Raw genomic sequence first — 12,046 nt, forward strand, 5'->3', positions numbered from 1 at the left:
CTCCCTTTTATATTATTCTCTCTTATATGCATATGCCGCTATAAGTGCCAAAGCAAGTACCGCACCCTTTACCGCCGGCAATACAAAGAAAGGTACTGCACAGATAGTAAGTCCGTTTTCAAGTGTTGATACAAGCATTGAGCCTATCATTGTTCCAAGAGCATTAGGTTTTTCAGCACCGCCTACAGTTCTTCCAACAAAAACCGCTGCAAGTGAGGGCATCAAGTAGTTGTCACAGCACATAACCTGTGCAGAACTTCCTCTTGATGAAACCAAAATACCGCCGATTGCTATAAATACTGCAGTTATCATACCTGCTACATATCTGTATTTCTTAATATCAATACCTGAAAGTTTTGCGGCTTCCTTATTTCCACCCATTGCATACAAATATCTTCCGAACTTTGTAAAATCAAGGAAGATATATGCGGCAAGCACACAGCCAAGCATAATGATAATGATCCAAGGTGCTCTTCCTATTGCTGAGAAAGAGTCTGAAAGAGCTGTTCTAAGAGGTTCCGCATTCCACGGTGTTCTCATACCTGTTGATACCGCACCGCCTCCTATATACCACTGTCCAAGTCCCTGATGAACAAACATCAAAGCACAAGTCGCAAGCATATCAGGTATCTTACATACCAGAATAAGAAACATAGTAAGCTGATATAAAACCAAAGTTGTCACTATAGTTATTACTACCGACATAAACAGTGACTGGCCGAACCAAAGGTATGACGATACAAAAGCATAAGCTGAACAGCTTCCCAAAGTACCGGCCGACATATCAAATCCGTCAGGTGCCATGGTAATTGTAGCCGCAATACCGAATACCGTGGTTATTGCCATTGCTCTGAGAATATTTACCATATTGCTCTGAGACATGAATGCACTGCCCTTAATTGCTGTAAATGCTATAAAACATAGAGCAAGTGCCAGGATAGCAGCCCAATCTATACCAAATTTTATTAATTTTTTGCGTTCCATCAAACTACCTCCTCTTGACTTTGCTTACCACCTACGCTGTAAAACATTATTTCATCTTCATTTGTATTTTTTGTAATAAGTTCCGCACTTATACCGCCATTGTACATTACATAAATTCTGTCTGTGAGGGCCAAAAGCTCCTGGTTCTCACAAGTTGCATATATAACTGCATTTCCTTTTTTTGCTATCTCATGGATAAGATCAAAAATATCCTGCTTTGCACCTACGTCAACTCCCTTTGTAGGTTCATCAAATATATAAAGCTCACAATCTGCAGCCAGCCATTTTCCTACAGCAACCTTTTGCTGATTTCCACCTGAAAGTTTCTTGACAAGCTGTCTTGGACTCGGTGTTGATACATTAAGGCTCCGGATATAACTTTTTGCATTATCTGTTACCTTTTTCTTGTCTATGAAAGACAATTTACAAAACTTTTCCAAGGATGCCGCAGATAAATTAAAGCTTACACTCTCTTCTACAAGTACACCTTCTTTTCTTCTCTCCTCAGGTACCAGTGCTATTTTATTTTTAACTGCAAGTGCAGGATTTTTTAGATTCAGTTCTTTACCGTTTAATATGATTCTTCCGGTACTTTTATATGCTCCGAAAAGAGTTTTACAAAGTTCAGACTTACCCGCTCCGACAAGCCCTGCTATACCAAGTATTTCACCTTTTCTTACATGTAAGTTTATATCGTTTATTCTTCCGTTGATTTCGCTCAAATTCTCTGTTTTAAAAATAGTGTCACCTATAGAAATCTCTTCTCTTTTGTATGCCTCCTCAAAGGTTCTTCCAAGCATAAGTTCTACTATTTCCTTTGTGGTAGTTGACTCGACTATAGGATATGTACCGATCAACTTTCCGTTTCTCATTACTGTATAGCTTTCACATATCTCAAGTATCTCGTTTAATCTATGTGAAATAAACAGTATTGCTATATTCTCCGTTTTGTGTAAATGCTCAACAACTTCAAAAAGCTCTTTTGTCTCCTGATTACTAAGCGGAGCCGTCGGCTCATCAAGTATCAGGAAATTACACTTTCTTCTGATTGCCTTTGCTATAAGTACCATCTGCTTATCTGCAAGTGAAAGCTTCGAAACCAGATCCCTTTCATTTATCCTTTCCTTGCTGATATGAAGTCTTTCAAGAGCTTTTCTGCCCTCTTTATAAACCTCTCCCCAATTTAAGATGGCATTTCCCTTATCCATTACCAAATCGCCTTGAATGATATTCTCAGCTACGGTAAGGTTTGGAAACAGCGCAGTATCTACTTCCTGATACACTATCTGAACACCGCATTTTTTTGCATCTACAGGAGTCCTAAGATCCACATCTTTATCATTCAATAATACTTCTCCGGTGTATGTAGGATTGGCACCTGATAATACCTTCATAAGTGTGGACTTTCCGGCACCATTTGCTCCTACAACAGCCCTTATCTCTCCCGTACTTACCTCAAAGTTTATATCCTCTAAGGCCTTTACTCCCGGGAATTCTATCGACACATTTTTTGTGCTTAACTTTATTCTGTCCATAATTATCCAATCTAAAACGGGTGAGTCATCAAAATTTCAATGACTTTTAAAAATAAAAGTAAATGTATCTGATAAACTCACCTCATTCATTAATTTTATAAGTCGCTACTGTTTAGCAGCCTTATATTTACATCCCTATTATTTGTGTAAAAGATCCTTCGGCATCCAATCCGCTTCTGAGAGATAGTTAAGATTACCGTAAGTTTCTCCTGCTACATTTCCAAGATTCTCTACATTTGAATCTGTCTTTAAATCTGATGCCCTAATAGCTGTACCCGGAACCTCTACAACATCAACTCCCATTTCTCCTGTTGCCGGATCATAGATCTTGTCATACTCTCCTGCCATCTCAAGTAAAAGAAGTCTCATAGCAATCTCACCGTTTAATGTCCAGTCTGTTGTTCCTGCCGCTGTCCATATATCAGGTCTTGTCTGCATATTTGTAATATCAACAGGGTCGATATCTACCGATGCCATAGGAAGTGCATCACCATTCTTACCGTTCATATTGTCGTTTTCGATAAGTGCATTATATACACCCTGTCCATACATATCATAGTATGCAATAACACCGTCAACATCTTCTCTCTTTAAGCTCTGAAGATATGCTGCCGTTACAGTGTTTGCAGAGTCTACGGAATCCTGTAAAGGCTGTACCTCACCTACAGTTACGATTTTTCCCGCCTTCTCATACTCCTGCCAGCCTTCTTCTCTTCTGTCAAACGGGCTGTTGTAGTTAGGACCTCTCCATACCTTTACAAGTCTTACACCTTCACCATACTTAGCTACCATCTCATCAAGAAGAACGGTTACCAAAGATTTATCCTGCTGGAACATCTGAGTAACACCGTCAAGCTTCTTGTATTCACCGTCCGCATAGAACTGTGTATCGAATGTAACAATCTTTAAATCCTTGTATTCATCCAAGATGCCCTTTAAGAATACATATGAACCGTCCTGGTTTCCATGACTTACTATAAGTCCGTCATAGCCTGCAGATGCACATGTTCTTATAGTGTCCTGCCACTTATTAAAATCACCGTCACAGAAGAAGAAATCAAACTGTACTCCAAGCTCATCACAAAGCTTCTTACATGAATCCTTCCACATCTGGAAGATAGTAGCTGAAGGCATAATCATAATATACGCTACCTTCTTGCCCGCTACAGGATTGCTTCCGTCAGTTGTCTTGCTCTCCTCAGCCTTAGAGTCCGCTACAGTTGCAGTAGTAGTATCTGCACTCTTTGTAGCTCCTCCACCACATCCGATCAGTGGAGCACTAACCATTGCACCGATTAACAACGCACTAACTAATTTCTTGACCTTTCTCATATCATCCTCCTTGTTTACTAAATATTTAACAAATCAAGAACTATCGTTTATATAAACAATAATATTATTATGTTCAAATGTCAATACAATCTGATTATTTCTATCTTATGCATATGTTATTATAATATTTTTATACATATTGTATAGCAACTGTTTTTAATCCCCTTTTATCGTTTAATAAACTTAAATTCAAACTGTTTAACATGTTTTTATAAACAAAAATAATGTTTTTTATAGTATATAATCACCAAAGACAAATCTTTCATGCACTGTTCTGCACATCTCATGCTCAATTTTTTATATATTCTGATTTGACAATATTTTTTTGAAATAGTATTATGATTACTGAAAATAATTATTGTTTAGTGAACAATATTTCTTTGGAGAATACTATGACCATTAGAGAGTTATCAAAACTTATAAATGTTTCTCCTGCCACTATTTCCATAGTAATAAATGAAAAAAAAGGCGTCAGTGAGGAAACAAGAGAAAAAGTGTTGGCGGCAATGAAGGAATATAATTATTACCCTCAGCAAAGAAAAAGAATTACAGAAAATAAAAATGTACTGGTTCTCAAATATTACAGAAGCGGTGTTTTTGTTGAAGAAAATCAAGGGTTTATAGCCGGAATACTGGACGCAATAGAGAGCAGACTTCAAAAAGAAAATTTAAATATGGTTCTGAGAGTACATAAGGAAAGCTTTGAAAAATTTCTGTCGGAAACGGATCTTAGTCAATACGAAGGTATTATACTGATAGGTACCGAGTTTACTCCGGAACTGTATCCACTATTCGATTCCATCTCCATTCCCTATGTGGTCGTAGACAATGTTTGCCCATATACCACCTGCAACAGTGTTTGTATGAATAATGAAGAGAATGTCTATATTGCTCTTGATTATCTGAAAAAATGCGGACACACAAGCATAGGATACATCGGTGGAAATATATATTCTGAAAATTTTCAACTGAGGAAAAAAGGATTCACAGAGAGTGTGGAAAGGCTTGAAATGGATTATGTAAAAGAGCATACCTATATGATCTCTCCAACTATGATCGGTGCTTATAATGATATGTTAGAACAGCTTGGCGATTTAAATACGCTTCCCGACTGCTTCTTTGCTGACAATGATACTCTTGCTCTCGGTGCTATAAAGGCTTTAAAAGAAAAGGGAGTAAAAATACCGAAAGATATCTCGATAATCGGTTTTGATGATATACCGTATTCTGCAGTTTCTTCGCCTACTCTTACTACAGTTCATGTGCAAAGAAAGCAAATAGGAAAACTTGCTGTGGAACAACTCTTGAAAATAAAAAAAGACCCCAAGAATAAATCGGTAAAAACTTTAATTACCGGAAACTTAATCATCAGAGACAGTGTAGCAAAAAAGGCTTAGAAAAGCCTTTTTGCTACCTTTTTATTCTGTTCTGCTTCTATCCGAAGCAATAAAATTTAGAATCTCCCTTAACAAAGTTTTCAGGGAACTTTTCATATCTCATTGCATCAAAATCATATATTCCTATCTTGACCGGCTTTTCACCTTTACAAAATGCCACCTTTTTATAACTTGTAACAGTCACAGTAAGATACTCTATATCTCTTATCTCAAGTTGCGCATATGCATCTCTCACAGGTACATATATATTTATTTCATTTTCGCCTACATATTCTACCGTCATATCGGAAAAATTCATCAGGCATTCATAGAATGTATTTACTATGAATATATCGCTTACATTAGGCTCATAAGTTTTTTCTTCAAAATCATACTCTGTGAATGATAATAAATCAAAAATCAAATCTATGCCGATATCAAAACTTACAGCAAACTTTTCTTTATTGTGATTCGGCTTCATGCCCCATACAGCAAGCACAATGCCGTCAAAGTCAAGTAATTCATTCATTTTTTGTTCAAAATCTTTAAGTTCAAAATTACTCATATGATAAACCCTCCTAAAATTTAATATTTTGTATAAAAATACTATATTTTTCATATCGTATTCTAACACAATCTACGCACAGTCTATATACTACTATATTACATGTTATTTCAATATATGTAAATAGGGGAGCCACACTTTCGTGTGACTCCCCTTTATTATTTTCGGACTGAAAAATCTACAAGTCTTTATAAACTATAGATTATCTCCAAGCTCCGCTTTCATTTACATGATAACCGTCCGGTGTAGTTTCATTCTGATACATTGAACCAAGAGGTCTTGAGTTCACATTACCAAAATTCCATCTACCTGTTGCATTATCAAAGAACCATGTCTGTGCAGGTGCTGTAGGATTCAAGAAGTAGTACTCTCCCCCTATCTTGCTCCAGTTTGTATGCATAGCACCGCTTGAAGGATCAAGGTAATACCATCTTCCGTCCTGACCGTCATGATACCATCCCTTAATCATTTCACCATAGAATCCGTTATGATTCATTGACAGATAATACCATGTACTTCCGTCTAAGAACCATCCTGAATTCATGATTCCGTCTTCAGCAAAATGATACCACTCAGACTTTGTCTTTCCTTCATAAGTGTAGCTTAAGTATGCCCAACCCTTAGCTCTTCCGCCATTTGTAAGGTTGAATACCCACTTGCTGCTGTCAGGATTTGCTGTAGCTTCTACAGGATTTGTAAGCTCCCAGTTACCGTCGTAACCTACTCTAAGACCTGATGTATATCCTGATGATGATCTTCTGCTTGCGTTTCCTGAACCGCCGCCTGAACCGCCACGGCCACCACGACCACCGCCACCGTTCGGTACTCTTCCGCCTGCATCAACCACTGCATCATTAAGTGCCTTAAGTGCTGCTATAAGCTCAGGTGTAGATGACTTTCTGTTTATTCTGTCAATTACAGCCTGTGCCGCATTGATAGCCGCCTGAAGTGCTGCTCTCTTTGCCGGATCATTGATTCTGTTTAACTGATTGTTTGCATTCTTGATAGCCGCCTTTAAATCAGCCTCAGCTTTTCTACGCTCAGCCTTATCATTTGAATAGTAAACATAGATTGTCTCATCCGCTGTTACACGAAGAGTCGGATCATAAGGATCATACATTCCTCTGTCCTTACTTAATCCCTCGTAATGCCATGTAATACCGTCATTGTCTACATAGTCTGACTGTATTGCGCTTGCATAGAGTGACGCATAATCGTTTACTACCTTATTACTTGCTATTGTAAGTCTTGTTACAAGGTGATTATCTCTTCCGTCTATTACTTTTACCTTAAATGTGCTTGCAGGTAAAACATATCCGAATACATAGTTCATTCCGCTCTCAAATTCAAAGTTGAACTCTCCTGTGTATGCACTTCCTGCATTCTCATAATCTCCATGTTCCTCATTAAAGGTAGGAGCTGTTGCTGTTGCATTTGAAGGTGTTGCTGAATAGAACTTATACTCTCTATCCTGCATCAATACACCTGTCTCAACTACTCCTGATAACTTTGTTCCACTTGGTAAAGCATAATCTTCCCATGTACTTGTTAAAGGATTTTCCTTTTGTACTCTTGCACTTACCTGGAATTCTCCTCTATATGAGTCATCCCCTATAGCATCAGCCATCTGAGTTCTCAAAGTACTTCCTACAGGTGTCTTATCTATTACTATACGGAAGTTTCCTGAGTCTGTAATAATCGGCTGTATAATTCCAACATTTCTGCTTGGACTTACTCCGTTATTATACTGTACAGGAGCCCATGTCTGTCCCGGTGTTGAATATACCGCCTGTATTGTTACAGGGTTGTTTGGCATATCAAATGTCAAACGCTGATTTGTTGCCGCATTCATATTTGGCAGAGGTCCGCCGCTAACGATATTCCAATGATCAAATAATTGGCTGTTATTGTCAAGACCGCTTGCCTCTATCTCTACCTGTGTATCTTTTAAAAGTCCCTGTAAAACTGCAGGATCTGTTGATGCAACTCCGTTTATCTTGAAGTTACTTATTGCCGGTGCATCGTTTGCAATAGCTGTTATATTAAATCTGTTTACAGCCAATCCGATGTTTGATGTATCAACAGGTAATGATGCTCCGTCAGCTATACGTGCTGCAGGTGTCACATTTGTTCCTGTTGTTCGTGGTACAACTCTGTATATTGTATTTGGATTTAAGTTATTAAATGTTATAGGTGCTCCCGGTGCACTTGGTGTTGTAAACGGGTACACTACATTTCCTGACGGATCTACCAATGCATAGTCGGTATTTGGTGATGTAGGATTTATTGTTATCATCGCCTGCCCTGCATTTGAAGGATCCTGTGATACTGTAGGTGTAACAGCTACAGGTATTGTAGCCGGTGCTGAAGGTCCTGCTACAGTTGTTATACTTGAAGGTATCGGTGCTCCTACTACTATACCTCCTGCATCTGTTGTAGGAACTGTACTTACATGGTAAGTATTTCCTGCCTGTATTGCAGGATCTGTAACTAAACCGCCCTCTCTCATTACATCCACGCCTGACATTGTTGCTACAACATTTCCTGAAGGATCTGTTATAACATATGTAAGTCTTGAATCCATTGGTGCAGGTGTTGCAGGATCTATAGTTATTGTAGGCTCTCCTGTTGTAGGATTTAAACTTCCTGTAACATTTGGTACATATGGTGCTACCGGTGTTGTGCTCTCTCCATAAACATATAAATCTTTTCCTGCAAGTGTTGAAAGATCTACAGTTGCGGTATCTATCGGTGTAAGGTTCAATCTTCCTGTTGAAGGATCTACTGTACCCTCATACCACTTCGGTGTATATCCGGCTGCAACACTTATACCGTTATGAGCCTCATCTGTATAATCCTGAATCTCACTCCATGGAATATTAACTCTATCCACACCTGAAGCATCTTTTCTAGGTATCTCCGCTACACTTCCGTTTAACAGTCCTATATGGCTGTCTCCCTCATGTAGAGTAAACTTATACCATGCATTTTGATCTTTCTTAAAGTTGGCTATAAGAGAGATTATATTTGTGGTTCCCGGTGTTATCTGTGTTAAAGTTGCCTCACCGTTTGAATCAAAGCTTACTTCCTGACCCTTATATGTCCATTTATCAAATAAATATCCTGCATTAGGAACAGGTGTAGGTAAGTCGCTTCTCTTTATATCAAGATCATACTTAAGTGTAGCAGGATTGATATTCTTTCTTATCAATCTTGGGAATGTTCCTCCGTTTGTAAGATAGTTGTCATATGTAATGCTGCTTCCGCCACTTGTTACATAAAGATCTCCACCTTCCAAAGATGCTGCCGATAACTCTGTAACGGCATTAGGATCTTGAGTATACTTTACTGTAAGCACAAAGTTGTCTGCAGGTCCGTTTGTTGATACCACATACTTAGGACTTGCAGCACTCCATGTGGCATATAAGCTTGATATAGGAGTTGTATATGATGATGACCAGCTTGCCGCATCATCTACCTCTATACTTGGATGTGCCAGGTAACTTGTAAGCTCAGGTGCCTGTATTGTCATGTTGTATGCTGAACCTGTATTGTTTGCCTTTGCATAAATCATCTGTACAGGATCTGTTCCGTTTGCTTCTTTATAGAATGTTCCTGTTACTTCTGTTCCCGGTGCATCCGGCACTGCATTTCCTGCATCAGCCAACTTATCAAGCACCTTCTGTGTTATGTTATTTCCCTGATCATCCTCATACTTTACCTTTAAAGTTACAAAGTATGCAGGGTTCGGTATGTAGTTAAAAGTAATTGTAACAGGCTGATTAAGCATTGTTCCCACTACTTTTCTTGCATCTACATCATGTCCGGCATCTCCTACCATATTTGCTTCGGTAGTAATCTTTCTAAGATTATTTGCCGCATCATCCTTTGCAGGAATCAAGTTTCTTATAACACTTGGTGTTCCGCCGCCTACTGCCGGTGATGTGAAATATCCGTCCGCATTCGGTTTTCCGTTACCATATGTTACCGTTATTGGGTTTGTAGCATCAAGGATATATCTTGCAGGAGTATAGTTTGTTGTTCCTGTTGCAGGATCTTGAAACTTCTTTGGTAAGATAAGGTTTAAATTACCCTGAAGCGGTACATTCTGGCTTGTTCCGTATATTGTAGCCGGAATATTTGTTATATCCTCGATCTTTTTTCCTGCCTCAATTGCTGCAACTTCCGTAACTGTACGAGGCACAGTATATAATGGTGAGTTAGCATCTGTTTGTACTGTTCCGGTAGGTAATCCTGCATGATATGTAGCTACTGCTGCTGAGTTCTTAAACACAGAGTCCTGTACTGTAATACCGTTTGTCTGAGTAGGGTCAACAACATACTTATATGTTATCTCTACACCTTTATTTATAGATGTTCCTGTAACATACTTCGAGTCCGTATCATACGCTATATGTGTTTTTGATACATCAAAGTTATCCTGTAAAACAACTGTCTTACCGCCATCACCGTCATCTGTAGTACTTACATTTACTACTTTATATCCCGGAATTGTAAGAGGTGCCACTGATATACCTGACATTACAGGCACATTTCTATCAGGTACATTCTTAAATGCAGGAATTGCACTTGCATCATCAAGACCCGGTATATAGTATCCGCTTGCAGCACTTGATTTTACATGATTGACCTTATAATAATAAGTCTTTGTATTATCAGGTCCAAGCTCTGCATAGTATGTCTGACCTCCATATGGATATATTGCAGGTACCTGATTCATATAAGGACTTGCTATACCGTTATTCTGTCTTGGATACCATGCTGTAATCAAATATCCGGTTAACCCTCTCTGATCCCAGTTAAGTGCCGATGCATCACCGGTTGCCTGGAATGTTTTGGTTGCATCAAAAGCTCCGCTGTCATTCATATACGGCAGTGCAATAGCACCTGTTCCGGTGTTTACCTGAAGTCCTGCAGGTGCCGGTGCTGTTGGAATAACAGCTCCTGCTGTTCCACTCAATGTTAAATCACTTGCAAAACGATCTACCGATTCATTCTTTCCGGTAAAATTAAACTGTATTTCTCCTGCTCCCGGAGCAGCTGCATATGCCGGCATTGCCGGTGCGAGCATGGCAAGAGCCATACTCGCAGACAATGCGGCAGTCAATTTTGCTTTTATTGTCTTTCTTTTCATTTTTTCTCCTACGTCACTTAGTACCAAGCACCGTTTGCATCTACATTGTATCCGTCCGGAGTCTTCTCTCCCGCATACATAGATCCAAATGGTCTTGCACTATTGTTCAAGTAGTTCCACTTGAAAGCGTTGGCATCCCACGCATAAGTATTTTGCGGAGTATTGGTATTAAAGTAATACCACTTTCCGTCAATCTTTTGCCATCCGACAAGCATTTCTCCGTTTGAATTAAGGTAGTACCATCTTCCGTCATGCTTATCCAAATGCCATCCTGTCTTAAGGATACCTGTATTATCATTCATGTAATACCACTTATTTGTCTTGTCATCCTTTACCCAACCTAATACCATCTGGCCAAGCTCAGGACCCGGTGTTGTGTTCATATAATACCAGTTGCCGTTCTTTGAGTCATATACCCAACCTGTTGCCATTGTTGAGCGACCGTCAAAGTAATACCAACGTGATACCTTCTTACCTGTATTGTCGTTGAATGTGATCATTCCCCACATATCGTTAAGTGGTGTTCCACCGTTAAGTACGAATGACCATCCGCCTGTTACAGGGTTTGTCTCCCAAGCACCGTCTACACCAAGTACGAATGCTCTTACATTACTGTTTTCATTGATAGCTGTGTTTTGTTGTGACTTCTCTCCCGGTGTCAAAAGTCTACTTCCTCTACCTGATGAAGAGTTACCGCCACCGCTGGCACCGCCGGTTCTTCTGTTTCTGTCTCCGGCTCTGTCGGCTGCTATCTTTGAATACTTGTCAATTAGTCTTCTAAGTGCATCTATTGCCTGCTGAAGCTCTGCCCAGTTTGCCTGTCTGAGATATGTTGTTCCGTCAGGAGATACAAGATCTCTTGCCTGTCTAAGTGTCTCAACTGCATGTGCTATAGCCTCATTAAGCTCTGCCACCTCTGCTACCTTAAGGTATGGGTCTCCTGTGAGGATTTTTGCTTCTTCTATAGTACCACCAAGATCTACTCTTGCCTTTGCAACTTCTTTTCTGTTGTCGGAATAGTATGCATAAACAATTGTTCTCTTTGTTACAGGACTTGTTGTGTCATATACTGAAAGCTTATCTTCCTTCTTTGACCAGT

General features: G+C 39.2%; 6 protein-coding genes and 1 pseudogene. 1 reads left to right on the forward strand and 6 read right to left on the reverse strand.

The features are described 5' to 3' along the window. Positions 1–12: 12 nt before the first annotated feature. The 3 genes from HMPREF1135_RS09430 to HMPREF1135_RS09440 all read right to left on the reverse strand — a co-directional run bounded on the left by HMPREF1135_RS09430 (position 13) and on the right by HMPREF1135_RS09440 (position 3,851). Positions 13–984: an ABC transporter permease gene (locus tag HMPREF1135_RS09430; protein ID WP_007594612.1), complete on the reverse strand. Its 972-nt coding sequence runs from the start codon at positions 982–984 to the stop codon at positions 13–15. Next, positions 984–2,519: a sugar ABC transporter ATP-binding protein gene (locus HMPREF1135_RS09435; RefSeq protein ID WP_007594613.1), complete on the reverse strand. Its 1,536-nt coding sequence runs from the start codon at positions 2,517–2,519 to the stop codon at positions 984–986. The genes HMPREF1135_RS09430 and HMPREF1135_RS09435 overlap by 1 nt, the downstream gene beginning before the upstream one ends. A gap of 138 nt (positions 2,520–2,657) precedes the next feature. After that, the gene (locus tag HMPREF1135_RS09440) at positions 2,658–3,851 is read right to left on the reverse strand and encodes a substrate-binding domain-containing protein (protein WP_007594614.1); all 1,194 of its coding nucleotides are present in this window, start codon (positions 3,849–3,851) and stop codon (positions 2,658–2,660) included. A 392-nt stretch (positions 3,852–4,243) separates the two neighbouring features. Here HMPREF1135_RS09440 and HMPREF1135_RS09445 point away from each other — a divergent pair, with 392 nt between their 5' ends. Beyond that, entirely contained in the window at positions 4,244–5,248 is a 1,005-nt protein-coding gene (locus HMPREF1135_RS09445) for a LacI family DNA-binding transcriptional regulator (RefSeq protein ID WP_007594615.1), read from the forward strand. Between the two features lie 37 nt (positions 5,249–5,285). Here the strand turns inward: HMPREF1135_RS09445 and HMPREF1135_RS09450 are convergent, their stop codons facing one another. The 3 genes and pseudogenes from HMPREF1135_RS09450 to HMPREF1135_RS09460 all read right to left on the reverse strand — a co-directional run. Continuing rightward, complete coding sequence (locus HMPREF1135_RS09450; RefSeq protein ID WP_007594616.1) at positions 5,286–5,792, reverse strand: hypothetical protein; 507 nt, start codon at positions 5,790–5,792, stop codon at positions 5,286–5,288. Between the two features lie 202 nt (positions 5,793–5,994). Next, on the reverse strand, positions 5,995–10,947 hold the full coding sequence (locus HMPREF1135_RS09455) for an N-acetylmuramoyl-L-alanine amidase family protein (protein ID WP_007594619.1): 4,953 nt from the start codon (positions 10,945–10,947) through the stop codon (positions 5,995–5,997). Between the two features lie 17 nt (positions 10,948–10,964). Beyond that, a pseudogene (locus HMPREF1135_RS09460) lies at positions 10,965–12,046 on the reverse strand (N-acetylmuramoyl-L-alanine amidase family protein); the annotation flags it as partial.

Origin of the sequence: Lachnoanaerobaculum sp. OBRC5-5, assembly GCF_000296385.1 — a bacterium.
In the GTDB taxonomy this organism is placed as follows: domain Bacteria; phylum Bacillota; class Clostridia; order Lachnospirales; family Lachnospiraceae; genus Lachnoanaerobaculum.

What these genes read in the sequence shown, in the direction of transcription:
- HMPREF1135_RS09430 (WP_007594612.1), bottom strand. Translation starts at nt 984, where the DNA reads ATGGAACGCAAAAAATTAATAAAATTTGGTATAGATTGGGCTGCTATC.
- HMPREF1135_RS09435 (WP_007594613.1), bottom strand. Translation starts at nt 2,519, where the DNA reads ATGGACAGAATAAAGTTAAGCACAAAAAATGTGTCGATAGAATTCCCG.
- HMPREF1135_RS09440 (WP_007594614.1), bottom strand. Translation starts at nt 3,851, where the DNA reads ATGAGAAAGGTCAAGAAATTAGTTAGTGCGTTGTTAATCGGTGCAATG.
- HMPREF1135_RS09445 (WP_007594615.1), top strand. Translation starts at nt 4,244, where the DNA reads ATGACCATTAGAGAGTTATCAAAACTTATAAATGTTTCTCCTGCCACT.
- HMPREF1135_RS09450 (WP_007594616.1), bottom strand. Translation starts at nt 5,792, where the DNA reads ATGAGTAATTTTGAACTTAAAGATTTTGAACAAAAAATGAATGAATTA.
- HMPREF1135_RS09455 (WP_007594619.1), bottom strand. Translation starts at nt 10,947, where the DNA reads ATGAAAAGAAAGACAATAAAAGCAAAATTGACTGCCGCATTGTCTGCG.